We start from the raw sequence: 25,668 nt of genomic DNA, 5'->3' as shown, positions 1-25,668 counted from the left end.
GCCGGTACGGTCCGGCTCGCCGATGAAGGGCAGAGCGTGGAACCGGCCTCCGGGACCGCTGGACCTCAGCAGACCCGTCCGTTCCTACCGCGACCGGTACCGGCCGGTTGCTTCCCCCTCGGGTCGGACTGGGGTCGAGCAGAGCTGCGTGCGGCGTGATGGACCAGTCGGTCGACGTCGCGGAGGGCGAGCAGCTCCCCGATGAGGTGTTGACCCGGCGGGCGCGTCTGGGGGATCGCGACGCGTTCACCGTTTTGATCGTCCGTCATGGTCCGGGGCTCTACCGCTTCGTGCGACGGCTGGTGCACAACAGTGCCGACGCCGACGACTGCACTCAGGAAGTGATCATCTCCGCGTGGCGGGCCATCACCTCTTTTCGCCAGGAAGCCACCTTCCGCACGTGGCTCTACGTCCTGGCCCGTCGGCAGGTCCTGAAGACCGTCGGCGCCAGCACCGCCACCGCCGATCGACCCGGCGCCGCTGCTCCTGCACGTGCCGGTGATCACCACGGTGCGGCCGTGAGCGACGACGCCACGACCCAGGGCCCCGCCGGTGCGCCAGGCTCGACCGCTGCGCCCAGCGCGGCGGGGGGTGCCTCCGAGAGCGCGACGCAGGACTCCCGGGTCCTGGCCTCTCCTGCTCCAGGTAGCCGTCCCCCAGCGGTGGGGCCGATCACGTCGGGCGTGCCTGGGAGGACGAGCTCGTACTCCAGCGCCGACTCCGCCGGACGACGACCGGTGGTCTCGTTGGAGACGGTCGGCGGCGACATCCGCGACGGGCACTCCGGGCCGGAGGCTGAGAACATCGAGGAGGGCTTGCTCGCGGCGTTGGGCGGGGCTCTGGCGTTGTTGCCTGAACGTCAGCGCAGCGTGTGGCTGCTGCGCGAAGTGGAGGGGTTGTCCTATTCCGAGATCGGGATCGTCGTGAACGAGCCCATCAGCACCGTGCGGGGACTGTTGGAACGAGCCCGCACCACCGTCGCCGCCGCGATGCAGACGTGGCGCTGACCGGTGGGGCTCTGGACCGCTCGGGCGTAGCACGAGTCGAGTCCAGGAAAACTCTTCGGCGCAGCCGATGAGGATCAGGTGGAGCACAGGCACGAGTCGGCTCACGGCAGTGCCGAGGTCCGGCGGATCAGGCAGGACCCATGGCGTCGAGCGGTACCCGTGGACGGCGGATGCGGGAGTGAGGGGCACTGGATGAGCGAGCGGACCGTCTCGGTGCTGGTGGCAGGGCCCAGTGGAGCAGAGCGCGCTTCGCGCGCCGCTCAGCTGCTGCGTCTGCACACCGACGCCGGTTGGGTGGCGATGCGCGAGAACGTTCTGGCTCGGGCGTTGCGTACCTTCCGTCCCTCGGCTCCGGTCCGCGGTCGGCACGAATTGGGCGACTTCTTCGTGTCGTCAGCCGTGGTCGTCGATCAGCTGCGCCGAGCCGTCGAGGCCGTACCCTTCGCCGCACCGGACACCATCACGTGTGTGACCGGGGACGGCGAGGAACTGCGCGAGGTGACCATCGAGATCGTCGCCGGGTACGGTCGGCCCCTGCTGAGGCTGGCCGGGCAGGTGCACACTGCTGCGCACGCCTGCTTGCGGCAGCTGCTGGGCGCGCTGGCTCCGGCTGGTGAGCGCGTCCACTCCCACGTGCACATCGGGCACATCACCGCCGACCCTCGACTCCTGTGACAGCAGCGGCGATCGCACCGAGACGTTGGAACGGTGGACCGACATCGCGGTGCGAGGCCGCGACACTGACCCGCCCGCTTCGAACAGGCAGCGGTCGGACCACAGCTCGCTGGGACGATCGAGCAGCAGGGGCCGCTGTGCGGCCCAGCGGTGACGGTCCAGCGGTGACGATCGTCGTACCCTGGTTCGGGGCTGGCGACTCAGGTCAGCCCGGGTGGTCCGGCCTCGACCGGGCGGGGACGGTCCTCCGGGTGGGCCCGCACGGCCAGGATCGCGCAGTCGTCCTCCGGTGAGTCCCCGACCAGCTCGACCACGACGCGGTCCAGCAGTTCCTGCACCGTGTGGTCCCGGCACGCGCTCAGTACCCGCCGCAGGTCGTTGACGCCGTCCTCGAGGCTGCGGCCGCGGTGCTCGATGAGGCCGTCGGTGTACAGCAGCAACGTCGATGCCGGCGGCAGCGCGACGAGGTGGTCGCTGCGTACCGCGTCGGGCAGCAACCCGATGAGGATCTCCGGTTCGCTGGTGAGCACCTGCGTGGACCCGTCGGCCAGCAGCAGCAGCGGCGGCGGGTGCCCGGCGTTGGTCCACCGCAACCGCCGCACGCCCGCCCCGCCGGCGGCACCGGCTTGCGCGGTGTCGGCGGGAACCTGCTCGATCCGGGCCACGATGAGCGTGGCCAGCCCCTCGATGCCCAGACCCGCCAGAGTCCGGTCCAAGCGGGTCACGACCTGGGTGGGCGGTTCGTTGCGGTCGTAAGCGAAGGCCCGCAGCAGCCCGCGCATCTGACCCATGTGCGCGGCGGCGGCCATGTCGTGACCGGTGACGTCACCGATGACCAGCATCGTGGCCCCGTCCGGCTGCAGGACGGCGTCGTACCAGTCCCCACCCACGTGCTCCCCGGCGGAAGCGGGGACGTAGCGGGACCGCAGCTCCAGGTGGTCCGGTTCGGGCAGCCGCGTCAGCAGCGACCGCTGCAGCACCTCGGCGGCGGTGCGCCGCTCAGCGGCCAGCACCGCACGTTGCACGGCCTGGGCGGTGTAGCGGGCCAGCGCCTGCAGCGCCGCCTGCTGCTGGGCGTTGAGGTCCTGGGGCCGGTCCCAGAACAGGAACACCGCCCCGATGACCTCTCCGGCACTGACCAACGGCAGGTTCGCGCTGGCCCCCATGGCCGGGACCTCGGCGTGAGCAACGATCGCGGGATGCGCTGCTCGCAGCGCGGCGTCGTCGCGGTAGAACACCGGGTGCCGCTGCCGTACCGCGAGGGCCAGCGGTGCGTCCTCGTTCCAGCTGATGCGCGACCACGCCGTGTCAGTACCGGCGGGCATGTCGTTCAGGGTCACGAAGTCCAGCCGGGTGCGGGCGGGGTCGGCCAGGAGCAGACCACTGCCGGCGGCACCGAGCTCGACGACGACGACCTCGGCGATCGTGGCGGCGACTTCGGCCACCGTGGTGGTGGCGGTCAACGCCTCGGACAAGGTCAGCAGCAGGTGCCCGAAGCGGCCCGCGTCCTCCGCTGCGGCTTGGGCCTGGCGGGCGGATTCGACCTGCTCACGGGCGGCTCGACGTTCGCGGTCGCGCTCTCGGGCGGCGAGGACCTGGGCGGTGACGTCGCTGTGCACGCTGACGCGGTGGGTGGTGGCACCGTCGTCGTCCAGGACGGGGGAGATGGTCAGGTGGTTGTAGAACGCCGACCCGTCGTGGCGGTAGGCCAGCACCGTCTCGCTGACCGTCTCGTCGGCTGTCACCTCCAGCGGTGGTGCCGCAGGTGACGTCGGGCGCAGTCCGTCCCGCAGCCGGGCCAGGACGTGCGCGTCGGTGTCGGGTCCGGTCCAGAACAGCAGCTCACGACCGACGGCCTCGGTCGGGGTGTAGCCGGTGAGCTGGGTGAAGGTGGGCGAGACCCACACCAGCGGATCGCCCTCGACGGTGGGGTCGGAGACGGTCATGGCCAGTCCGCTGGACAGCACCGAACGGTGAGCGCGTCCGGCCGCTGCAGCGGCTTGCACGTCGGCGACGGCGTCGGGGAAGCGCAGCGGCATCAGCACCAACAGTGAGCGGGTCCGCAGGGGCGGCGGCGCATCGCGCAGCGGTACGCCGATGGCCCACAGCGCCTCGCGCGCCTGGGCTGCGTCCGAGCGCAGGGCGGCGCTGACCTGCCGCCCGGACTCAGGATCCCCGGCGGCCACCTGCGACAGCGGGGTGCTGCTCTGGCCCAGCGGACCGCCGGAGGCGACCTGCAGGCCCGCCGCGCGTGACCAGTCCTCCACGCTCACCGGCAGCGACAGGTCCGGGGCCAGCTGCCGGGCCAGGTCGTTGCCGAAGACGACCTGGTCGGCGGCGATGTCGACGACCAGCACGGCGGCGGGGAAGTCGTGGGCCACGGCGGGCAGGTCCACCTGCCCCACGGATCCTGCGGCTGCACCCGCGACAGCGCCGGTGGGAGCGACCGGTCCAGCGCTTCGTGCGCCATCGACCGCCGCCTCAGCAACCGCGGACGTGCTGGTCACGTCGGTACTGACCGCAGGTTCTTGGTGCACCGACCGAGAGTAACGAACGTGATGCAGCAGCTCGGTTGCTTCCCGTCTCCCGGTCCTCCTACGACGACACCGTCGGGTGGCAGTGATCGGGGGTCGCGGCAGACCGCTGAGGTCTTGAGGTGCTGTCCACGCGTCGATGGCGCAGGCTGAGCACTGAGCCAGACCATCAATCGGACTCGGTAGGTCAGAGCGTGGCCGGTTCGAACATCGTGACCAGCAGGCGTGCGCGCGTCGCAAGAGACGTCGCCAGGAGCACCCGTGACCGATCCAACCGTCACCATCGTCGTCTCCCGTGTCCTGCGGGACCGAGGGTGGACCGAGCATCGAGACCAGGTCAGTGCTGACCTGCACGCTCAGGCCGTCGCCAAAGCCGGGAGAGATGGACTGACGCTGATCGACATCGGTGACGTCGTCGTCCACGTCGGGGCGGATGCTCTGTGGGCGCGACTGACGCGCACCGCCACGGCGCGTCCTCGGCATCTCGAGGACGACGGCGCAGCTCGTGGTCCGGGTTCTCGAGGTCAGCTGGGTTGATGGGGGCAGCGGCGTGCCTGCGAGCTAGTGGCAGCTGGACGCGAGGGCGCATCCGGCCGGTGGCGCCGTCTTCGATGAGGGAGCGGTACGCGTTGGCCAGTGGCCTCACGCACGTCCACCTGACAAGCTCTGCACCGCTTCGGCAGTCTTCCTCGATTCGGCATGCACGGACGTTCCCGGCTGTCCTTGATCGCGCACTGAGCGCGGGATGACCGTGATGTCGCGCGCGCACCGCGGGATGACCGTGAAGTCGCCGAAGCCCGGCGACCTCTCTGAGACGCTGCCCGTATGGAGAGCTCTGGGTGGGTCGCTGTCCGCTGCATCTTCCGCGGCCAGGCCGAGGACCCCGGTGAGTTCGTCTACGAGGAACGCGTGACGCTCTGGCGGGATACCGACGTGGATCGGGCCATCGAGAAGGCCGAAGCGGAGGCAGAGACCTACGCGAGCGAGACGACCTGGCCGGGGCGGGTGAGTAAGTACCTGGGGCTTGCTCAGGCGTACGCGTTGTCCGACGAGCCCGGGGACGGGGCTGAGGTGTTCAGTCTGATGCGGACGAGTGACCTGCCGCCGGCGGCCTACCTGGACCGGTTCTTCGACTCTGGGCGTGAGCGTCAAGGAGACGTCGGTGGGCCTGCAGAGCTGGCCTGAGACCGTCTTCGCCCGTGTCGCGACGCCACGGACGGCGGCATGACCGTGCGCTTCGCGCACCGCGGGATGACCGTGCGTTTCGCGCCCACCGCGGGATGACCGTGACGTCGGTCGGTTCGTCGAGGACAGGATCTTGGACCGTTCGCCCACGACAGCACGGGCAGCTGTGTCAGCGTGCGCTGGTGGATGAGCATCGAGGCCCTCGCGCGCTGGTCGCAGGACTGCTGGCCGGTATCGCGCTGCTGAGCGCGGCTTGTTCGCACGGCGCCGACAGCCACCTGCCAGTGCAGCCGACGACCGCACCAAGCAGCGTCACGACGGAACCGACCGGTCCCCAAGTCGCTGATCACACCGCGGAGATCGCCGAGTACGAGAAGGCAGCCCAGGCAGCACTGCCCTCCCGCACCGACCTGGTGCTCGCCTCTTCCGACATCGTCACCGGTGCGGACACCCCTGCGGGCTGGCAGGTGCAGAACCAGCGGGGCAGCTCTCTCGGGCAGGACGTGGCGGTCGGTAACCGGCAGGTGGAGGTGGTCTGCGTGGGTCGGGGAGAGGTCAACGTCAGCGTCACTGTGCAGACCGGACAACGGGACGAGGTGAGCACCATCCCGGTCTCGACCACTTGCTCGGCGCAAGGGTCGACGTCGCAGGCGACGTTCGAGGTGGGAACGGGTGACGGGGGCTTCGACGTCGACGTGGTCCCTGCAGAGGGTGCAGTCGCGGTCCTCGGGTGGGTCGTCACCTGACGGCTTGGTCGTCCGCTCAGCTTGTGATCGGAGCTGCGGCATCGCCCGTACTTCGCCATGACCGTGACATCCGTGACCACGAGGTTGAGACAGTCCGCGAAGCCCCGTAGTGGCGGCCCCGGTGGTGTGGCTCGCCTCGTCCGCGACCGTCTGCCAGTCGTGCCCCCTGTCACCTCGTCCGCTGCGAGAGCGAGGTCGGTGCGCCGACCGGAGTCCAGGACGCCGTGTTCGACGGTGGGGACCGTCACCGGTGCCCTGCGGCGCACCGCCGGCCGAGGAGCCTTCGTGGGGGTGATCTTCACAGGACCTGCCGGCAACCCGGTGCAACCGCCCGCGGCGCGGCTGCGTCCACTCCTCGCACGAGCCGAGAGGCACGAGACGCACCGCACGCGCGTCCGTGGGGTCACCCGCAGGACGCACCCGCAGCACCAGGAGGTCGGACCGACATGAACCGCCGCACCACGCTCACGCTCACCGCCGTGGCCGCTCCCGCCCTCGCCCTCGCCCTGTCCGCCTCGACGGCGACCGCGGACACCACCCCCGGCCCCGCCGCCGCTCCCGAGACGACCGCCGTCACCCAGGCCGTGCGGACGAGCCCGGCCACCGCCGGCGTCCCGGCGTCGCAGTACACCGTCGGTCACGTCCGGGTCGCCGACGGCTGGGCCGCGGCCGACCTCGAGCCCACCGACACCGACGCGCTCGACCCGGCGACGGCCGTCCTGCAGCTCACCGGCGGCACCTGGACGGTCGTCGACCTCGGGACCGCGCAGGTCGGGTGCGGCACCGTCGCGGCTCCCGTGCTGGACGCCCTTGCCTTGAGCTGCTGACGAACGACGCCCGGTAGCTTCGGGGCGTGCCCTCGCTCCGAACCCCCGGCCGTTGGCGTGCTCGGCTGGCGGAGTTCATCGCGGGGGAGACCCCGGCGCCCGAACCCGACGTCGAAGCCGCCCTGACCCAGGCCGCCGTCCTCGACGCGCTCGACGCCATGGTCCGGATGGCCGAGGCCCTGCTGTCCGCGGGGGCCTCGGCCGCCGACGTCACCGCGCTCACCCTGCGCGCGGCCGCCGGCGCCGGGCTCACCGGCACCCAGATCGACATCAACTACACGGCCGTCACCGCCTCCACCGTGGGGGCCGACGCCGAACCGCTGACGGCCGTGCGCGTCGTCAAGGTCCGCGCCAGCGACTACTCGCGGCTGTCCGCCCTCTACGACCTCGCCCACGAGGCCGCCGACGGGCTGCCGCCGGCCGAGGTCAACACCCGGCTCAAGCGGTTGCTGTCCCAGCGCCGGCCCTACCGGCCCTGGGTCTCGGGGGCCGGCACCGTCGGACTGGCGGCCTCGGTCGCCGTCCTGCTGGGCGGCACCTGGGCCGTCGCGGTCGCCGCCGCGTTCGTGACGTGCCTGCTGCAGCTGGTCCTGGCCGCCCTCAACCAGCGCGGGCTGCCCGCCTTCTTCCAGCAGGTCGCCGGTGCCGGGATCGCCACCGGCTTCGCACTGGCGCTGCTGCTGGCCCAGCCGCACCTGCCCGGCTGGGTGGGGGACCTGCCGCCCTCGCTCGTCGTCGGCTCCGGCATCGTCGTCCTGCTGGCCGGGCTCTCCCTCGTCGGGTCCGCCGAGGACGCCATCTCCGGGTTCTACGTCACGGCCGGGGCCCGGGCCTTCGAGACGGTCCTGCTGACGACGGGCCTGGTCCTGGGCATCGCCGGGGTCCTCGACCTCGGCCAGCGCGCCGGGATCACGCTGAGCCTGAGCTTCTCCGCGGCCCAGCCCTACCCGCTCGTCGTGCAGGTCCTCGCCGGCGCCGTCGCCGCGTTCACCTGGGCGGTCTCGGGGTACGCCGACGGGCGCGCCGTCCTGCTCGCCGCCCTCGCCGGGGCGACGGCCGTCGCCGCCTCCGGCCTGTGCCTGGCCGTGGGCATGGGGCCCGTCGCCGCCGCCGGGGTCGCGGCCCTGCTCGTCGGGTTCCTCGCCGAGGGCACCGCCTGGCGCTGGAACGTGCCCGGCCTGGTCGTCTCCGTGTGCGGCATCACCCCGCTGCTGCCCGGCCTGGCGATCTACCGCGCGATCTTCTCCGTCGTCGGCGGCGGCACGTCCGCCGGGCTGGCCCAGCTCGTCACCGCCTTCGGGACCGCGCTCGCCCTCGCGGCCGGCGTCACGCTGGGGGAGTTCTGCTCGACCCCGCTGCGCCGCGAGTTCGACCGCATCGAGCGCCGCGTCCGGCGCCGGTCCCTCAACCGCCGGTTCTGAGCCGGGCCACCAGCCGCGCCACCCGGGTGTCGTTCTCGGCCTCGGCGTCCTCGGCGAACGGGGTGGCGCTCACCAGGAGCTCGACCGCCCCGGTGCGGTGCACGAGGTCCGCCAGCCGGGCCGCCACCGTCTCCTCGTCCCCGTGGACCGTCTGCGCCAGCGTGCGCTCGACGTCGGCGCGCTCGCGCCCGGTGAGGTCCGCCCGCTGCGCCTCCTGCGGGGGCAGGAGGGGGCCGAACTCGCCGCGGCTGCGGGAACGGGCCAGCGCCACGGCCTGCGGGAGCAGCTCCCGCCGGGCCGCCGCCTCGTCCCGCGCGAGCAGGACGTCCAGGGCCAGGGTCACCCGCGCGTGCCGGGTCCGCTCCCGGTAGCGCTGCAGCGCAGCCGGATCGGCCAGCAGGGACCCGCCCACCACGACGGGCAGCCCGAACCGCGCCGCCGTCGCCAGCCCCGAGCCCGTCGCCAGCAACCACACCGGCGGCGCGGGGACCCGTGGCCGGACGGTGACCGGTCCCCGGCCGTGCAACCAGTCCAGCAGCTCACCGAGCCGGTCCTCGAAGCCGTCGGCGCTCGCGGTCCCCAGCGCGCGCCGTACGGGCGCGGTGAATCCCAGCGAGCGGCCGACCCCCACGTCGACGCGGCCCGGGTGCAGGGCCACCAGCGTCGCGAGCTGCTCGGCGACCACGAACGGTGAGTGGTTGGGCAGCATGACCCCCGCCGTCCCGACCCGGACCCGGGAGGTGGCGGCGGCGACCGCGGCCATCGTCACCGTCGGCGCCGACCCCACGACTCCCGGCACCGCGTGGTGCTCGGCGACCCAGAACCGGTGCAGCCCCAGCTCCTCGGCCCGGCGGGCCCGGCGCACGGTGGCCTGCAGGGCCTCGGCGTCCGAACGCCCCGAGCGGGTCCGCGAGCGGTCCAGCAGCGACAGCAGCACCGGCCCAGCAGACCACGACGACGGTCCTGTCCGAACGGTCGGGTAGACAGGTGCCCGTGCTCCACGTCCACCGCTCCGAGTCCGCCGCGGCGCTCGTCGACGGCCTCGCCGACGTCCTGCGCCTGCCCGCCGCCGGGGCCGACCCGTTCGCCCCGGACGTCCTGGCCGTCGGCGCGCGGGGGACCGAGCGCTGGATCGCCCAACGCCTGTCCCACCACCTCGGGGCCGGCCCCGGCGGGGACGACGGCGTCTGCGCGCGCGTCGACTTCTCCTCCCCGTCCCGGCTCCTGGACCAGGTGGTCGCCGAGGTCGTGGCCCGGACGCGGCCCGAGGCGGGCGCCGCGGTCGAGCGCTGGTCCGCCGACGCCCTGACCTGGGACGTCCTGGAGGTGCTCGAGGACATCGCCCCCGCCACCGGGCCCGCCCCCGACCGCCGGCCCGAGTTCGCCGTCCTGCGCCACCACCTGCGGACCCCCGACGGCGAAGGCGTGCCCCGGGTGCGGCGCACCGCGGTGGCGACCCGGCTCGCGAGGTTGTTCGCGCGGTACGGGGCGGCCCGCCCGGAACTGCTGACGGCCTGGGCCGCAGGAGGTTCGGACGTCCCGGCGGACCTGCGCTGGCAGCCCGAGGTGTTCCGCGCCGTCCGCGAGCACGTGGGGCTGCCGGCCCCGGCCGAACTCCTCGACGACGTCTGCGCCGCCCTGCGCGCCGACCCCGCGCTGACCTCCCTCGGCCCCCGCTGCGCGGTGTTCGTGGTGACCCGCCTGGCCGACGCGCGGCTGCGGGTGCTGGCCGCGCTCGCCGAGCACCGCGAGGTCCACCTGTTCGTGCAGCACCCCAGCCCGGCGCTGTGGGCGAGGGCGGCACCGTCGGCGGGGCTGCGCCGCGCGCAGGCCGTGGCCGACGTGCGTCACCCGCTGCTGCTGTCGCTGTCGCGCGACGTGCGCGAGCTGCAGGCCCGGCTGGCCCTGGCCGTCCCCGGCGCCGCCGACACCCACCACCGGGCCCCGGCCCCGCCGGACACCGTGCTCGGCCGGCTGCAGCGGGCGCTGGCCGCCGACGAGGTGCCCGCGCCGTCGCCGGACCCGGGTGACACCTCGGTGCAGGTGCACTCCTGCCACGGCCGCGCACGCCAGGTCGAGGTGCTGCGCGAGGTGGTCCTCGGGCTCCTCGACGCCGACCGCACGCTGCAGCCGCGCGACGTGCTCGTGCTGTGCCCCGACGTCGAGACGTTCGCCCCGCTCGTCTCGGCCGTCTTCTCCACCGACTCCCACCCCGGCGGCGCGCTGCAGGTCTCGGTCGCCGACCGCTCGGCGCTGCAGACCAACCCGCTGCTCGCCCTCGCCGCCCGGCTGCTCGTGCTCGCCCAGAGCCGGCTGAGCGCCACCGAGGTCCTCGACCTCGCCGGGGCCGCCGCCGTCCGCCAGCGGTTCGCCCTCGACGACGAGGACCTGGAGCAGATCCGCGAGTGGACCGTCGACGCGGGGGTGCACTGGGGCCTGTCGGCGCAGCACCGCGAGACGTGGGCGCTGGGGGCCCTCGCCCAGGGGTCGTGGCGGGCCGGTCTGGACCGCCTGCTCGTCGGGGTCGCCGTCGGCGGTGCCCACGGCGACGACCTCGTGGGGCCCCTGGAGCACGCGGTGGTCCCGCTGGCCGACGTCGAGTCCTCGCGGGTCGACCTCGCCGGCCGGTTCGCCGAGCTCGTCGACCGGCTCGACGCCGCGGTCGCGCGCCTGTCGGGCCGCCACGGCGTCGCGAGCTGGTGCACGGCGCTGCTGGACAGCGTCCTCGACCTCGCCGACGTCACCCCCGACACGACCTGGCAGGTCACGCAGCTGCGCCGCGAACTGGGTGCCGTCGCCGCCGACGCGGCCCGCGCGGGAACGGCCGCGGTGGGGCTGGCCGACGTCGCCGCGCTCGTCGCCGAACGGTTCGCGGGCCGTCCCCAGCGCGCGAACTTCCGCACCGGGGCGCTGACCGTCTGCACCACGACCCCCATGCGGTCCGTGCCCCACCGCGTCGTCTGCCTGCTCGGGATGGACGACGGCGCGTTCCCGCGCGTCACCAACCCCGACGCCGACGACGTCCTGGCCCGCGACCCGCACCTCGGCGACCGCGACCCGCGCAGCGAGGACCGCCAGGTGCTGCTGGACGCGATCTGCTCGGCGGGCGACACCCTCGTCGTGACGTACTCCGGCCGCGACGTGCGCACCGGGGCGACGCTGCCCCCGGCCGTGCCCGTCGGGGAACTGCTCGACAGCCTCGAGGCCGCGCACCCCGGTGCGCGGCAGCGGATCGTGGTCCAACACCCGCTGCAACCGACCGACCCGAAGAACTTCACCCGCGGCGCGCTCGGCACGACGGGACCGTTCAGCTACGACCGCAGCGCCTTCGCGGGGGCCGCGACGGGGGCCGGTGAACCCGCGGCGCCCCCGCCGTTCCTGCCCGCGGGGCTGCCGCCGGCCCCGGCGGCCGACCTCGACCTCGACCAGCTCGTGCAGTTCTTCCAGCACCCGGCCCGGGCCTTCCTGCGCCAGCGCCTCGACGTCGCCACCGCGACGCGCGAGGAGGAACCCGCCGACGCGCTGCCCGTCGAGCTCGACGCCCTGCAGAAGTGGGCCGTGGGCGACCGCGCGCTGACGGCCCGGCTGCGCGGCACCGACCCGGCGGACATCGTGCGGCTCGAGACCGCGCGCGGGGACCTGCCGCCCGGGCCGCTCGGGATCGCGGTGCTGCGCGAGGTCGGGCCCGCCGTGGACCGGATCGCCGCCGTCGCCGCGGAGTTCGACACCGACCCCCCGCGCAGCGTCGACGTCGAGCTCGACCTCGACGTCCCCGGGGTCGGCCGGCTGCGCACCACGGGCAACGTGCGCGGCGTCCGCCCGGTCCGGCCCGGCGGCCGCGCCACCGGGCACGTCGCGGTGACGACGATCTACTCGCGCATCAAGGCCAAGCAGACCGTGCGGGCCTGGATCGAGCTGCTCGCGCTGTCGGCGGCGAACCCGGGCACCGAGTTCCGCGCCGTCGTCGTCGGCCGCGGGTCCCGCGGCAGCGTCGGTCTGCTGACCCTCGGCCCCGTGCCGTCCGGGACCGCCCGCGGTGCGCTGAGCGACCTGCTGGAACTGCGGGCCCACGGCCTGCGCTCGCCGCTGCCGCTGCCCGTGGACACCGCGATGGCCTACGCCACCGCGGCGTGGAACGCCCGCCCCGCCGCCGCGTGCCGGCAGGCCGCGTCCCAGGCGTGGGTGTCGGACTACTCCTTCCCCAAGGAGGACGCCGACGAGGAGAACGTCACCGTCTGGGGCGCCGGCGCGGGCGTCGACACCCTGCTCGACTGGACCCCGCCACCCGGGTGGCCCCCCGCCGCGCCGCAGACGTTCCAGGCTGCGGCGCAACGGTTCTGGGAACCCCTGCTGGGCGTGTACCGGATGGACGAACGGTGAGCGCGGCGGGAGCGGTGAGCGCGGCGGGAGCGGTGAGCGTGGCGGACTTCGACCTGACCGGCCCGGTGCCCACCGGCACCACGGTGCTGGAGGCCAGCGCCGGGACCGGCAAGACCTGGACCATCGCCGGGCTCGTCACGCGGTTCGTCGCCGAGGGGCGCGCCACCGTCGACGAACTGCTCGTCGTGACGTTCGGGCGGGCCGCCACGGCCGAACTGCGCGACCGGGTCCGCGAGCGCCTCGTCAGCACCCGGGAGGCGCTGCGGGACCCGGCCGCCGCGCTGGGTTCGGCGGACCCCGTCGTGCGCCACCTGGCCGCGGCCGACGTCGAGGCCCGCAGCGCCCGGCTCGCCGCGGCGCTCGCGGGGTTCGACGCCGCCACCGTCGCCACCATCCACGAGTTCTGCCGGCAGGTCCTGGCGAGCCTGGGCACGGCCGCCGACGTCGACCCGACCGCCACCCTCGTGGAGGACGTCGACGACCTCGTCGAGGAGGTCTGCGACGACCTGTACCTCCGGTTCGCCGTGCGCCCGGGGGCGGGGGCGCCGCCGTTCAGCCGGGCCGTGGCGCTGCGGATCGCCCGGGAGGCGGTGCACCGCGCGGACGCGCGCCTGGAACCGCAGGGCACGGCCCCGGACACCCCGGAGAACCTGCGGGTGCGGTTCGCCGAGGGGGTCCGGCGCGAGGTCGCCGCCCGCAAGCGGTCGCGCCGTCTGACGGGGTTCGACGACCTGCTGGTCCGGCTGCGGGACGCGCTGACCGACGAGGTCGCCGGGCCGACGGCGTGCGAGCGTCTGCGGCGCAGGTACTCCGTCGTGCTCGTCGACGAGTTCCAGGACACCGACGCCGTCCAGTGGGAGATCCTGCGGACCGCGTTCCACGGACGCTGCGAGCTGATCCTCATCGGCGACCCGAAGCAGGCGATCTACGCGTTCCGCGGTGCGGACGTGAACTCCTACCTGGAGGCCGTGGGGGTCGCGACGACGACGGCGACCCTGGGGACGAACTTCCGCAGCGACCCCGCGGTCCTGGCCGGCACGGCGGCGCTGCTGCGCGGGGCGGCGCTCGGCGACGAGCAGATCGTCGTGCACCCCGTCGCGGCCCACCACCGGCTCCCCGCGCTCGTCGGGCCCGGCGGCGAGGAGGACCCGGCCCCCGTGCGGTTGCGGGTGCTGCGCCGCGACGGCCTGCCCGTGACCGCCCGCACCGGCGTGCCCGCCGTCGCCGACGTCCGCGCGGCGATCGCCCGCGACACCGCCGCGCAGGTCGTGGCCGTCCTCGCCGAGGGGCTGCGCGTGCGGTCCCACCGCGGCGGGGCCGAACGCGATCTCGTGGCCGGGGACGTCGCCGTGCTCGTGCGCACGGGCGCCCAGGCCGTGGCCGTCCAGGAGGAGCTGCGCCGCCGTGGCGTCCCGTGCGTCCTGTCCCGCGGGCCGAGCGTCTTCGCGACGCCCGCGGCCCGGGAGTGGCTGTGGCTGCTCGAGGCGCTGGAGCAGCCGCACCGGACCCCGCGCGTGCGCCGGACGGCCCTGTCGAGCTTCGTGGGGCGCACGGCCGCCGACCTGGACGCCGGCGGCGACCGGGCCACGGACGCGTTGTCGGCGCAGCTGCGCGAGTGGGGCACGGTCCTGGCCGAGCGCGGCGTCTCGGGGACGTTCGCCACCGTCGCCGAGGCGCACGGCCTGGCCCACCGGCTGCTGGCCGTCGACGGCGGCGAACGACGGCTGACGGACCTGCGGCACATCGCCGAGGTCCTGCACACCGAGTCGGCCCGCAACCCCGGCGGCGGGGTCTCCAGCCTGCTGTCCTGGCTGCGCGGGCGCGTCGAGGACGCCGCGGGCGACGTGGACCAGGAACGGTCCCGGCGTCTGGACACCGACCGCGCCGCGGTCCAGATCGCGACCGTCCACACCAGCAAGGGCCTGGAGTTCGAGGTCGTGTGCGTGCCCTTCGGGTGGGACTCCACCGGCGGGGGGTCCAAGGACCGGCTGCCCGTCGCGCACGCCCCCGACGCTCACGGCCGGACCTCGCGCGCGCTGCACGTGGGCGGTCCCGCCGCCCCCGCCTACGACGTGTTCTGCCGCACCGCCGACACCGAGGACCTCGGCGAGGAGCTGCGCCTGCTGTACGTCGCCCTGACGCGCGCGGTGTCCCGGCTGCTCGTCTGGTGGGCGCCCAGCACCAACACCCAGCGCGGTGCGCTGCACCGGCTCCTGCTCACCGACGACCCGCGCCGGATCCCCGAGAGGATCGACCTGCCCGCCGACGACGCCCTCGCCGCGCGGCTGGCCGCGCTGTTCCCCGCCGGGTCGCCCGTCGCCGTCGAGGACGTCCCGCTGCGCGCCCCGCTCGTGCGGCGCACCACCGGGGCGGAGCCGGTGACGGACCTGCAGGTGGCGACCTTCACCGCCGCCCTGGACACCGGGTGGCGCCGGACGTCGTACTCCGGGCTGACCCGCGGCGTCCACGACCACCAGGGGCCCGCCCGGGCCGTCCTGGCCGAACCGGAGGTCGAGGCCACCACCGACGAGCTCGACCTCGACGCGAGCGGACGCACCGACGACGCCGACCCGCTCGGGTGGCGCGCGGTCGCGTCCCCGATGGCCGACCTGCCCGCCGGGACGGGGTTCGGCACCCTCGTGCACGCCGTGCTGGAGCACTTCGACCCCGCCGCCGGGGACCGCCCCGCCCACCTGGCGGCCCTGGCGCGCGCGGAGTTCTCCCCGCAGCTGGCCGGACCGCTCGCCGCCGGGCTGGACCCGGTGCTGCGCACGGGACTGGGACCGCTGGCGGGCGGGCGGGCGCTGCAGGACTTCGCCCTCACCGACCGCCTCGCCGAGCTCGACTTCGAGCTGCCCCTCGCCGGGGGCGACGCGGCGGGCCGCGGCGCGGGCTCGACGCTGGGAGCCGTCCCCGCGCTGCTGCGCCGGCACCTGCCCGCGACCGACCCCGTCCACCGCTACGCCGACGCCCTGCAGGACCCGGCGCTGGCCGGCGAGGGGTTGCGCGGGTACCTCACCGGGTCCATCGACGTCGTGCTGCGCCACGGCGACCGGTTCCTCGTCGTGGACTACAAGACGAACCGCCTCGCCGGCCCGGGCGAGCCCCTGACGGCCTGGCACTACCGGCGTGAGGCCCTCGACGACGCCGTGCTCGCCGCCCACTACCCGTTGCAGGCCCTGCTGTACTCCGTCGCGCTGCACCGGTTCCTGCGCTGGCGCCAGCCCGGGTACGACCCGGCCGTGCACCTGGGCGGCACCCTCTACCTCTTCCTGCGGGGCATGTGCGGCCCCGACGTCGCCCCCGGCCCCGACGGGGTGCCACCCGGGGTCTGGTCGTGGAAGCCGCCGGCCGAGCTCGTCGTCGACCTGTCCGAACTGCTCGCCGGGAGGACCGCGTGATGAGCACCCAGCCCGAGACCCCGCCCGGGCCGCTGCCCGGGGACGAGGCCGAGGTCGACCGCTCGGCCACCGTGGCCCGCACCGCCACCGGCCTGCTGCGCGAGGTCAACGACCTCGGCCTGCTGCAGGCCGCCGACGTCCACGTCGCCCGCCGTCTCGGTGCCGTCACGGGGGAGCGGGACGAGTCGGTGCTGCTGGCCGTGGCGCTCGCCGTCCGCGCCGTCCGGCACGGGTCGGTCGTGCTGCGGCTGTCGGCGGTCGACCAGCTCGTCCCCGAGGACGTCGACGACTCCGGCGCCGTGCAGGCCGTCGCGGTGCCCTGGCCGGACCTGCAGGAGTGGCTGGCCGCCCTGCGGCGCAGCCCCCTGACGGTCGAGCACCCGCCGGGGGTCGTCGACGAGGACGCGCGCGCCCCCGTGCACCTGGTGGGCGACGGGGTCTGGCTCGACCGGTACTGGCGCCAGGAACTGGCCGTGGCCCGGGACCTGCGCGAGCGCAGCGGGTCCGTGGCCTCCTTCGACCCCGCCGCCGTGGCGGCGGTCCTGGACCGGCTGTGGCCGGGGGACCCCGCCGACGACCAGCGCGCCGCGGCGGCCGTCTGCCTCTCGCACGGCGTGTCCGTCCTCGCCGGTGGGCCCGGGACCGGCAAGACCACGACCGTGGCGCGGCTGCTGGCCGCCGTCCACGCCCTGTCCGACGGCGCCCCGCGGGTCGCGCTGGCCGCCCCCACGGGCAAGGCCGCGGCCCGGCTCACCGAGGCCGTCGTCTCGGCCGCCGACACCGGCCCGTTCCACGACGACGAGCGCCGGTTCCTGCAGTCCGCGAGCGCCTCGACCCTGCACCGCCTCCTGGGCATCCGGCCCGGTTCGGTGCGGGCCCGCTTCGACGCCGAGCACCGGCTGCCGCACGACGTCGTCATCGTCGACGAGGCCTCGATGGTCGGTCTCGGCGTGATGGCCCGCCTCCTGGCCGCCCTGCGGCCGGGGGCCCGGCTCGTCCTCGTGGGCGACCCGCAGCAGCTGGCCTCCGTCGAGGTGGGCAACGTCCTGGCCGACCTGACGGCCGACCTCGCCGCGGGAGGGCGGGGGACACCCCACGGGGTGTCCGCGCTCACCCGCACCCACCGCTTCGCCGCCGGCGGCGGCATCGCGGCCATCGCCCAGGCCGTGCGCGACGCCCGGTCCGAGGAGGTCGTCGAGAGGCTGCGGGCCGGGGGTCCGGACGTGGAGTTCCTCGAGGTGCCCGACGCCGAGCTCGTCGCGGGGGCGGTGCTCGACGTCGTGCGCGCCGACGTCGTGGAGCGCTCGCGGGCGGTCGTGGAGGCTGCGCGGGCCGGGGACGCCGAGGCCGCGCTGGTCGCCCTGGACACCCACCGGCTGCTGTGCGCGCACCGCCGGGGCGCGCGCGGGGTCTCGCACTGGGCGGCGCTGGCGCACCGGTGGGCGGTGGAGGAGCTGGGGGTCGTGCCGCGGGCCGACGGCCGGTACGTGGGCCTGCCCGTCATCGTCACCGCCAACGACGCCGGGGTCGGGGTCTTCAACGGCGACACGGGGGTGGTGCTGGAGGAGGACGGGACGCTGGTGGCGGCCATCGCCCGCGGCGACGGGCCGCTGCGGGTGCCGCTGGCCCGGTTGGCCGCCGTCGAGCCGGTGCACGCGATGACGGTCCACCGCAGCCAGGGCTCGCAGTTCGAGACCGTGACGGTCCTGGCCGCGCCGGAGAACTCGCCGCTGGCGACGCGGGAGATGTTCTACACGGCGCTGACGAGGGCCAAGAGCCGGGTGCGGGTGGTCGGCTCGGCGCAGGCCGTGGCCGCCGCGGTCAACCGTCCCCTGGCCCGGGCCACGGGGCTGGCGGAGAGGTTGCGAGGGTGAGGACGGCGGGCAGGTCGTCCCGGCCGGCTCGCGTGGCGGCCCGGGCGTAGGCGGCCGGGTCCTTCCGGTCCAGTCCGGACCCGTCGCGGTGCAGCGCGTCCAGGAACGAGGGCCACGAGGCCAGGCAGTGCTCCAGGTCGCCGGGCAGCACGTGGACGCGCACGCGCCCGTCCCGTCCGGCCAGCTCGTCCAGCGCGGCCAGGACGCGCCGGGTGCCGTGCTCGGCGCGGTGGTCGTGCTCGTCGCCGTCGAGGACGACCTCGACCGTGGCCCCGCGGGCCCGGGCCACCGCGACGGCCAGGGGCAGCAGGTGCTTGCCGCCGACCGCGACGACGGGGGTGGCCAGGACGGCGGAGAACACCGCCACGTCGGTGGCGCCCTCGACGAGCACGACGTGCGGGACGCCCACCCGCAGCACGAAGCCCGCCGGCAGCGCGGTGTGCGCCAGCCGGCGGGCTCGGTTCGTGCTGATCGCGAGGAGGGCGGCGACGTGCGCCACCGCCTCCTCGCCGATCACGGGAGGGGTCAGCCGACCTTCGGCTTCTCCGCCGCCTTCGGGTAGATGTCCGTGTTCTGCGCCGGCGTGATGAGCGCGTCCTCCGGACGGGTCTGGTTCAGCGCGACGGCCTGCGGGGGCAGGATCGCGTGCAGCGCCCAGTCGGTGAGCACGCGGATGCGGTTGCTCATGGCCGGCAGGGCGTACAGGTGGTACCCGCGGGCGACGATCTTGGCCGGCAGACCGGTCATCTCGATGCCCAGCGGCTTGGCGACGGCGGTGCCGCCCCCGAGGTCGGCCACCAGGCCGAGGTCCTTGTGGACGTAGTCGGCGGCCTGGCCGATCCCGAAGGACGCGGCGATGTTCTTGCCGGCCTGGGTGCCCTGGCGCTGCGCGTGCTGCGCGGTGGGCGGGGTGATCGGCTGCGGGCCGTCGGCCGGCTTCGGCTTGGCCAGGTCGGGGACGGCGGCGGCGTCACCGGCGGCCCAGACGTCGTCGGCGCCGGCGACGCGGAACTTGGCGTCCACGACGAGGCGACCGCGGTCCAGCGGCAGCCCCAGGGTGCCCATGAGGGGGTTCGCCATGATGCCCGCGCCCCAGATGAGGGTGCGCGAGGGCACCGGGGTGCCGTCGGTGAGGTTGATGACGTTGCCCTCGACGTTGGCCACGGAGACCCCGAGGCGCACGTCGATGCCGCGGCCCTTGAGGGCCGAGAGGGCGTACTGGCCCAGGCGCGGCCCGAGCTCGGGCAGGACGGCCGGGGCGACGTCGATGAGCAGCCACTTCACGTCGCGCACGTCGATGTTCGACCAACGGTCGGCGACGCGGGACAGCCAGCGGTGCGTCTGGGCGACGATCTCGGTGCCGGTGTAGCCGGCGCCGACCGCGACGACCGTCATGCGCTCGGCGCGCTCGGCGTCGAAGCGGGGGTCGTCGGGCAGGCTGTCGGCCTCATCGAGCTGGGACAGCAGGTGGTCGCGCACGAACGCGGCCTCGGTGATCGTCTTGACCCCGCGGGCGCTCTCGGACACGCCCGGGATCGGGAAGCGGCGGGTGACCGCACCGGGGGCCAGGAGCAGCTTGTCGTAGGACAGCACCTGGGTGCCCTCGCCGACGATGCCGCGCTCGCTCTTGGAGATCGTGATGGTCTTGGCCTCGGGGTCGACCGAGGTGGTGTGCCCGATGACGAGCTTGTGGCGGGGCAGGGCCTGCCGCAGGGACACGGCGACGTGCCGCGGCTCGATGACGGACGCGGTCACGTCCGGCAGCAGGGGGCTGTAGGTGAGGTGGTCCGTCGGGCTGACGATCACCAGCTCCGCCGTGGAGGCCGGAAGGAGCTTCTCGAGCTTCTTGCCGGCGTACAGGCCGGTGAAGCCACCCCCGACGATGACGACTCGCTGTCGATCGACCATGTGAACACCTCTTGTCTTCGGCTCGCCGGGACGTGGCTCCCGCTCGGTGGACGATTCTCGCACTCGCGACACCGTTCCTTCACGCGGGTGGGCGCTGCGCGCCCTCACGCTCCGTCCGCGCCCGCGTCCGCTCGGGCGACGACGGGGCGCCGCGCTGCGGGCGCGTCCGGCGTGGCCCGTTGCGCGCGTTCAGGATCGGGGACGGGAGCGCTCACGCCCGGCCGGCCTCCCGCTCGGCGAGCGCCCTGGCCGGGCACCGTCGCAGGTGGTCGTCCACCACGCCGCACGCCTGCATCCCCGCGTAGACCGTCGTGGGACCGACGAAGCGGAACCCCGCCCGCTTCAGCGTCCTCGCCAGCGCGGTCGACTCCGGCGTCAGGGCCGGGACGTCCGCGGGGGACTCGGGGGCCGGGGGACGCGGGTCCGGGGCGGCGGACCAGAAGAGGTCGCTCAGGCTCCCGCCCGCGGCCTGCAGGGCGAGCAGGGCCCGCGCGTTGGCGATCGTGGCCTCGACCTTGAGCCGGTTGCGGACGATGCCGGGGTCGGCCAGCAGCCGGGCCACGTCCTCGGCGCCGTAGGCCGCGACGGCCCGCGGGTCGAACCCGTCGAAGGCGGTGCGGAACGTCTCCCGGCGCCGCAGGACCGTGATCCAGCTCAGGCCGGACTGGAAGGCCTCCAGGCTCACGCGCTCGAACAGCTCGCGGTCGCCGCGCACCGGCCGGCCCCACTCCTCGTCGTGGTAGCGCGAGTACAGGGCGTCGCCGGTGCCGAAGCAGCGGAACGGTTCGGGGGCGGCGTCCGCAGCGGTGTCGGGCGTGGCGTCGGGGGTGGCGGGGGAGGGCACGCACGCACTGTGGCACCGGCGTCGGACACGTGCTCTGTACTGTCCACAGCGTGACGATCCTCGTGCTCAACGGGCCCAACCTCGGCCGCCTCGGCAAGCGCCAGCCCGAGGTCTACGGCACCACCACGCTCGCCGACGTCGACGAGCGCCTGCAGGCGCTCGCCGCGCAGCTGGGGGTCACCGTCGAGCTGCGCCAGACCGACGCCGAGCACGAGATGCTCGGCTGGGTCCACGCCGCGGCCGACGCGGGGGACCCCGTCGTCCTGAACCCCGGCGGCTGGACCCACACGTCGGTGGCGCTGCGCGACGCCTGCGCGGAGCTGCGGGCCGGGCTCGTCGAGCTGCACGTGTCCAACGTGCACGCGCGCGAGGACTTCCGCCGGCACTCCTACGTCACCCCCGTCGCGACCGGCGTCATCGCCGGGCTGGGGGTCGAGGGCTACGAGCTCGCCGTGCGCTTCCTGGCCTCCCGTGTCGGGACGGGCGCGTAGGCTCGCGCCGTCAACGCAGTGCCTCGTGGGTGGGAGTGGGTCTTTCGTGGTCGAGCACATGAAGTGGTGGGGCTGGGGCCAGGAGGGCGTCGCCTTCCACCACGAGGACAAGCCGAACCTGGCGCCGTTCGTCATGAAGGTGGCGGGCATCGACTTCTCCGCCCCGCCCGTGCGGGTCCCGGAGCTGTCCGAGCTGGACGTGCCGGCCTCCCGGGCCCCCGAGTCCCTGCGCGCGGCCTTCGTCGAGGCGCTGGGGGCCGAGCACGTCCACGACGACGACCTCGACCGCGTCGTGCACACCTACGGCAAGTCGATGCGCGACCTGGTCCGCATCCGCCGCGGCGACTTCGGGCGCCTGCCGGACCTGGTGCTCTACCCCGGCACCGAGGCCGAGACGGAGGCCGCGCTGCGGATCGCGCTGGAGGCCGACGCCGTCCTGATCCCCTTCGGCGGCGGCTCCAACATCGTCGGGTCCCTGGAGGCCCCGCGCGAGGAGACCCGCCCGGTCGTGTCCCTCGACATGGGCCGGATGCGCGAGGTCCTGTCCCTGGACGAGACCGCGAAGACCGCCCGCATCCAGGCCGGTGCCCTCGGCCCGGACCTAGAGGAGCAGCTCAACGCGCGCGGCTGGACCATCGGCCACTTCCCGGACAGCTTCAAGCACTCCACGCTCGGGGGATGGATCGCGACGCGGTCCTCCGGCATGCAGTCCGACCGCTTCGGCGACATCGCCGACATCACCCGCGCCGTGCGCGTGGTCACCCCCAAGGGTCTCGTCGCGACCGCCGAGGTGCCGGTGCAGTCCACCGGTCCCAGCGTCCGCGAGATGGTCCTGGGCAGCGAGGGTCGGCTGGGGATCATCACCGAGGCCACCGTGCAGGTGCACCGCCTGGCCGAGGAGCGCGTCATCCAGGCGTACTTCTTCCCCGACTACGGCAGCGGCCTGAAGGCCATGCAGGCCATCGCCGCCTCCGACGCCCAGCCCAGCATCACCCGCGTCTCGGACGCCAACGAGACGCAGTTCACCCTGGCCACCTCCAAGAAGGGCAGCGCCGTGGGGCAGCTGCTCAACAAGGGCGTGCAGCTCTACGCGAGCAGGCGCAAGGGCATGGACCTGTCGCAGATGTGCCTGTCGTTCATCGGCTTCGAGGGTTCGGCGGCCGGTGTGCGGCGCAGCAAGACCATCGTGGGGGAGATCGTCAGGAAGCACGGTGGGTTCGGGGTCGGGTCCGGTCCGGGCACCCTGTACGACCAGAAGAAGTTCGACACCCCCTACATCCGCGACTTCATCCTCGACCGCGGCGCCTACGGCGACGTGTCGGAGACCTCCTCGTCGTGGACGACGCTGAAGTCGGTGCACGACAACGTCGTCGCCGCTGCGGAGAAGGCGTTCGCCGAGGTCGGCGTGAAGGGCTTCATCTTCTGCCACCTGTCGCACAGCTACCACTCCGGTGCGTGCCAGTACTTCACGTTCGCGTTCCAGGCCCCGAGCGACCACGACGGGCTGGAGGTCTACGACACCGTCAAGGGCGCCATCCAGCAGGCGTTCATCGACAACGGCGGGACGCTGTCGCACCACCACGCGGTGGGTCGCGAGCACAAGCGCTGGATCGGGCAGGACATCTCCCCGGCCGGGGCCGAGATCGTCGGCGCGCTGTTCGCCGGGGTGGACCCGGGGCGCAACCTCAACCCCGGGGCGATCGTCGACTGACCGTCGACCGGTCGACCGGTCGGGCTCGTGACCGCGCGGTGAGCACCCGTGCTCACCGCGCGCACGCGGGGGACGCCCCGCTGCGGACGCCCACCGCTGGGGAGCGGCTGCGGTGCACGGCCGAGGGTCCGCTCAGGCGACGAGCAGACCGGCCCAGACGGTCTTGCCGTCGCCGCGCGGAGCCACCCACCAGCGGTCGGCGACCATCTGGACGATGTGCATGCCGCGGCCCCCGGTGGCCTCCTCCCCGCTCTCGCGCGGTTGCGGGTGCTGGGTGGACCCGTCCTCGACGCCGACGCACAGCAGGTGCTCGTCCACGTCGTGCCGCAGGGTCAGCGTGGCGGAGGACCCGGTGTGCAGCACGGCGTTGGTGACGAGCTCGGACACCACGAGCTCGGCCTCGTCGGCGGCGGCGCCCAGGTCCCAGTCGGCGAGGGTCGTCCGCAGGTGGTCGCGGGCCGCGCGGACCGCGAGGACGTCGGCCGGCAGTTCCAGGCGGGTCTCGCGCAGGGCGGGGTCGGGGCCGGAGTAGTCCAGGACGAGGACGGCGGCGTCGTCGTTCTTCGTCCGGTGCGCTGGGACGAGCACGCGGTCGGCGACGGTCTGCGCGGGCGACGCGGCGTGCGCGTCGAGGGCGTTCTCGAGGGCCTGCTCGCCGCCGTCGGCGCTGCGCGGCCACTCCACCACGCCGTCGGTGTACAGCAGCACCCGGGCGCTGCCGCTGAGGCGGTGCCGGGTCATCGGGAACGTCGCCTCGGGGTCGACGCCCAGCGGGGGGCCGGGGTCGACGTCGAGGGTGCGCAGGGGGCCGGGGGCGAACAGCAGGGGCGCGGGGTGCCCGGCGCTGGCGACCTCCACCTCGCCCGTGGCCTCGTCCAGGGAGAGCAGGCAGCAGGTGGCGAACAGGTCGTTGTCGAAGGACTGCATGAGCCGGTTGGTGCGCTCGAGGGCGGCGGACAGGTCGTGCCCCTCGCTGACGTAGGCCCGCACGGCCGTGCGCACCCGGCCCATGAGGGCGGCCGCGGCGGCGTTGTGCCCCTGGACGTCGCCCATGACGACGACGAAGGCGCGCTCGGTGCGGATCCCGTCGAAGAAGTCGCCGCCGATCTGCGCGCCGTCGGTGCCTGGCAGGTACCGGGAGGTGAGGGTGACGCGGTCGGTGCTGGGCAGGGCGTGCGGCAGCAGCGCGGTCTGCAGCGCCCGGGCGGTGTCGGCGTCGGCCCGGGCGTGGACGAGGGCCTCCTCGCGGGCGCTCAGGTGCCGGGCGCGCCGTTCGCGGTCGAAGATCGAGACCACGAGGTCGGCGAGGTCGGCGAGGTCGGCCCGCTGGGTCTCGGTCAGCTCCTGGGGGTGGGTGTCGTCGAAGACGCACAGGGTGCCCAGGGCCAGGTGGTCGGGGGTCAGCAGCGGGGCGGCCGCGTAGCTGCGCACGGTGCCGAGGGTCCCGTCGACCCACGGGTGAGCGGCCCACCGGACGTCCCGCCGGGCGTCGGGGGCGTGCACGAGGCCGCCGAACCCCAGGGCGTAGTAGCACATGGAGTCGCTGCGGGCGCTGATCCCGCGGTCGAAGCCCTCGGCGGCCAGCTGCCGCTGGTACTGCTCGTCGATGATGTTGACGACCGCGTTCGGCAGTCCGGTCAGGCGGGTGGCGAGGCGCACGACGGCCTGCAGCTCGACCGGGGGCGGGCCCGAGACGTCGACGTAGTCGTGCAGGGCGGCGAGGCGGGCCGGGTCGTCCCGGTCGTCGAGTCCGGCCCCGGGGTCCTGGGCCGAGGCGGCAGCAGTCACGTGCTCTACGTTACGCCCTGACTACCCTCCGTGTTCTAGATACGGGCGTTCTCACTGCCCGGACGTGGGGTGGCGGCGCCGGGCCCCCGAGGGCATGCCGTTCCAGACCCGGCTCACGAGTCCGCGCGGCAGCACGTCCAGCACCGTCGAGACGGCCTTCCAGCGCTTGGTCGGCACGCTCACCGGGCGTCCGGCGAACAGGTCGTCCAGCGAGGCGTCCACGACGTCGTCGATGTCCAGCCAGATCCGGCTCGACAGCGACGAGCTGCCCCCGGAGGTCATGCCCGAGCGCGCGTGGAACTCGGTGCGGACGTACCCCGGTTCGACGACCGTCGCCTTCACGCCCGTCCCGCGCAGCTCCCCGGCCAGCGTCTCGGTCAGCACGATGACGTAGGCCTTGGCCGCCGAGTAGTGCCCCCCGCCGGGCACCAGACCGGCCACCGAACCGACGTTGAGGACCCAGCCGCGCCCGCGCGGGACCATGGCGCCCGTCGCGGCGCGCGACAGGACCATCACCGCCCGGCACAGCACGTCGAACATGCGCTCGTGGTCGGCCGGGACGCCGTCGTAGAACCGCTGGCGCAGGCCGAAACCGGCGTTGTTGACCAGCACGTCCACCGGCGCCCGCGTGCTGGCGACCCGCTCCGCGACCCGCTCCAGCGCCGCCCGGTCGGACAGGTCGGCGGCGAGGACCTCGACCTCCACGCCGAACTCCGAGCGCAGGGTCGCCGCCGTCGTCTCCAGCCGGGCGACGTCGCGGGCCACGACCACCAGGTCGAACCCGCGGCCGGCCAGCGAGCGCGCGTACGCGGCCCCCAGACCGGCGGTGGCGCCCGTGACGAGGGCGGTCGGGCGGGACGAGGGTGCGCTGCTCAC

19 protein-coding genes are annotated in these 25,668 nt (G+C 74.6%); 12 read left to right on the top strand and 7 right to left on the bottom strand.

The window, feature by feature from the left end; genetic code table 11:
- Positions 1–158 precede the first annotated feature (158 nt).
- Positions 159–1,007, top strand: coding sequence for an RNA polymerase sigma factor (locus CLV37_RS12435; protein ID WP_245885381.1), 849 nt, complete (start codon positions 159–161; stop codon positions 1,005–1,007).
- A gap of 192 nt (positions 1,008–1,199) precedes the next feature.
- Positions 1,200–1,682 (top strand): hypothetical protein, encoded by a 483-nt coding sequence (locus CLV37_RS12430; protein WP_146149383.1) that lies wholly within the window; start codon positions 1,200–1,202, stop codon positions 1,680–1,682.
- A 200-nt stretch (positions 1,683–1,882) separates the two neighbouring features.
- Here the strand turns inward: CLV37_RS12430 and CLV37_RS12425 are convergent, their stop codons facing one another.
- On the bottom strand, positions 1,883–4,087 hold the full coding sequence (locus tag CLV37_RS12425) for a PP2C family protein-serine/threonine phosphatase (RefSeq protein ID WP_170127223.1): 2,205 nt from the start codon (positions 4,085–4,087) through the stop codon (positions 1,883–1,885).
- 390 nt (positions 4,088–4,477) lie between these two features.
- Here CLV37_RS12425 and CLV37_RS27600 point away from each other — a divergent pair, with 390 nt between their 5' ends.
- The 5 genes from CLV37_RS27600 (at position 4,478) to CLV37_RS12405 (ending at position 8,395) form a co-directional block, all read left to right on the top strand.
- Positions 4,478–4,753 (top strand): hypothetical protein, encoded by a 276-nt coding sequence (locus CLV37_RS27600; protein WP_170127222.1) that lies wholly within the window; start codon positions 4,478–4,480, stop codon positions 4,751–4,753.
- 288 nt (positions 4,754–5,041) lie between these two features.
- Entirely contained in the window at positions 5,042–5,401 is a 360-nt protein-coding gene (locus CLV37_RS12420; protein WP_106210690.1) for a hypothetical protein, read from the top strand.
- 182 nt (positions 5,402–5,583) lie between these two features.
- Positions 5,584–6,147, top strand: coding sequence for a hypothetical protein (locus CLV37_RS12415; RefSeq protein ID WP_106210688.1), 564 nt, complete (start codon positions 5,584–5,586; stop codon positions 6,145–6,147).
- Positions 6,148–6,593: 446 nt separating this feature from the next.
- A complete protein-coding gene (locus tag CLV37_RS12410) occupies positions 6,594–6,974 on the top strand; it encodes a hypothetical protein (RefSeq protein ID WP_106210687.1) in 381 nt (126 codons plus the stop codon).
- 26 nt (positions 6,975–7,000) lie between these two features.
- Positions 7,001–8,395, top strand: a complete 1,395-nt coding sequence (locus CLV37_RS12405; protein WP_211298592.1) for a threonine/serine exporter family protein — start codon at positions 7,001–7,003, stop codon at positions 8,393–8,395.
- Here the strand turns inward: CLV37_RS12405 and CLV37_RS12400 are convergent.
- Positions 8,379–9,332: an MsnO8 family LLM class oxidoreductase gene (locus CLV37_RS12400; protein ID WP_106210685.1), complete on the bottom strand. Its 954-nt coding sequence runs from the start codon at positions 9,330–9,332 to the stop codon at positions 8,379–8,381. The genes CLV37_RS12405 and CLV37_RS12400 overlap by 17 nt on opposite strands.
- 56 nt (positions 9,333–9,388) lie before the next feature.
- Here CLV37_RS12400 and recC point away from each other — a divergent pair, with 56 nt between their 5' ends.
- The 3 genes from recC to recD are packed head-to-tail and all read left to right on the top strand — an operon-like array spanning position 9,389 to position 18,050.
- Complete coding sequence (gene recC / locus CLV37_RS12395; protein WP_106210801.1) at positions 9,389–12,775, top strand: exodeoxyribonuclease V subunit gamma; 3,387 nt, start codon at positions 9,389–9,391, stop codon at positions 12,773–12,775.
- The gene (locus CLV37_RS12390) at positions 12,772–16,176 is read left to right on the top strand and encodes a UvrD-helicase domain-containing protein (protein ID WP_245885377.1); all 3,405 of its coding nucleotides are present in this window, start codon (positions 12,772–12,774) and stop codon (positions 16,174–16,176) included. The genes recC and CLV37_RS12390 overlap by 4 nt, the downstream gene beginning before the upstream one ends.
- Complete coding sequence (gene recD, locus CLV37_RS12385) at positions 16,176–18,050, top strand: exodeoxyribonuclease V subunit alpha (protein WP_106210681.1); 1,875 nt, start codon at positions 16,176–16,178, stop codon at positions 18,048–18,050. Before CLV37_RS12390 ends, recD begins: the two co-directional genes overlap by 1 nt.
- On the opposite strand, the gene CLV37_RS12380 is transcribed toward recD, so the two are convergent.
- The 3 genes from CLV37_RS12380 to CLV37_RS12370 form a co-directional block, all read right to left on the bottom strand.
- Positions 17,998–18,567, bottom strand: a complete 570-nt coding sequence (locus CLV37_RS12380; RefSeq protein ID WP_106210679.1) for a hypothetical protein — start codon at positions 18,565–18,567, stop codon at positions 17,998–18,000. The genes recD and CLV37_RS12380 overlap by 53 nt on opposite strands.
- 8 nt (positions 18,568–18,575) lie before the next feature.
- Positions 18,576–19,958 carry an NAD(P)/FAD-dependent oxidoreductase gene (locus CLV37_RS12375; protein ID WP_106210677.1) on the bottom strand — a complete coding sequence of 461 codons (1,383 nt, stop codon included), beginning with the start codon at positions 19,956–19,958 and terminating at the stop codon, positions 18,576–18,578.
- A gap of 211 nt (positions 19,959–20,169) precedes the next feature.
- Complete coding sequence (locus tag CLV37_RS12370) at positions 20,170–20,802, bottom strand: DNA-3-methyladenine glycosylase I (RefSeq protein ID WP_106210675.1); 633 nt, start codon at positions 20,800–20,802, stop codon at positions 20,170–20,172.
- Positions 20,803–20,852: 50 nt separating this feature from the next.
- On the opposite strand from CLV37_RS12370, the gene aroQ reads away from it, so the two are divergent.
- Entirely contained in the window at positions 20,853–21,293 is a 441-nt protein-coding gene (gene aroQ / locus CLV37_RS12365; protein ID WP_106210673.1) for a type II 3-dehydroquinate dehydratase, read from the top strand.
- A 46-nt stretch (positions 21,294–21,339) separates the two neighbouring features.
- Positions 21,340–23,004 (top strand): FAD-binding oxidoreductase, encoded by a 1,665-nt coding sequence (locus CLV37_RS12360; RefSeq protein WP_106210671.1) that lies wholly within the window; start codon positions 21,340–21,342, stop codon positions 23,002–23,004.
- Positions 23,005–23,136: 132 nt separating this feature from the next.
- On the opposite strand, the gene CLV37_RS12355 is transcribed toward CLV37_RS12360, so the two are convergent.
- Together CLV37_RS12355 and CLV37_RS12350 are read right to left on the bottom strand one after the other, a co-directional pair.
- The gene (locus CLV37_RS12355) at positions 23,137–24,792 is read right to left on the bottom strand and encodes an ATP-binding SpoIIE family protein phosphatase (protein WP_106210669.1); all 1,656 of its coding nucleotides are present in this window, start codon (positions 24,790–24,792) and stop codon (positions 23,137–23,139) included.
- 51 nt (positions 24,793–24,843) lie between these two features.
- Positions 24,844–25,668 (bottom strand): SDR family NAD(P)-dependent oxidoreductase, encoded by an 825-nt coding sequence (locus CLV37_RS12350; protein WP_106210667.1) that lies wholly within the window; start codon positions 25,666–25,668, stop codon positions 24,844–24,846.

The organism is Kineococcus rhizosphaerae, from assembly GCF_003002055.1.
Taxonomy (GTDB): domain Bacteria; phylum Actinomycetota; class Actinomycetes; order Actinomycetales; family Kineococcaceae; genus Kineococcus; species Kineococcus rhizosphaerae.
This window is presented reverse-complemented; position numbering and strand designations above follow the sequence as displayed.

What these genes read in the sequence shown, in the direction of transcription:
- CLV37_RS12435 (WP_245885381.1), top strand. Translation starts at nt 159, where the DNA reads ATGGACCAGTCGGTCGACGTCGCGGAGGGCGAGCAGCTCCCCGATGAG.
- CLV37_RS12430 (WP_146149383.1), top strand. Translation starts at nt 1,200, where the DNA reads ATGAGCGAGCGGACCGTCTCGGTGCTGGTGGCAGGGCCCAGTGGAGCA.
- CLV37_RS12420 (WP_106210690.1), top strand. Translation starts at nt 5,042, where the DNA reads ATGGAGAGCTCTGGGTGGGTCGCTGTCCGCTGCATCTTCCGCGGCCAG.
- CLV37_RS12410 (WP_106210687.1), top strand. Translation starts at nt 6,594, where the DNA reads ATGAACCGCCGCACCACGCTCACGCTCACCGCCGTGGCCGCTCCCGCC.
- recD (WP_106210681.1), top strand. Translation starts at nt 16,176, where the DNA reads ATGAGCACCCAGCCCGAGACCCCGCCCGGGCCGCTGCCCGGGGACGAG.
- CLV37_RS12375 (WP_106210677.1), bottom strand. Translation starts at nt 19,958, where the DNA reads ATGGTCGATCGACAGCGAGTCGTCATCGTCGGGGGTGGCTTCACCGGC.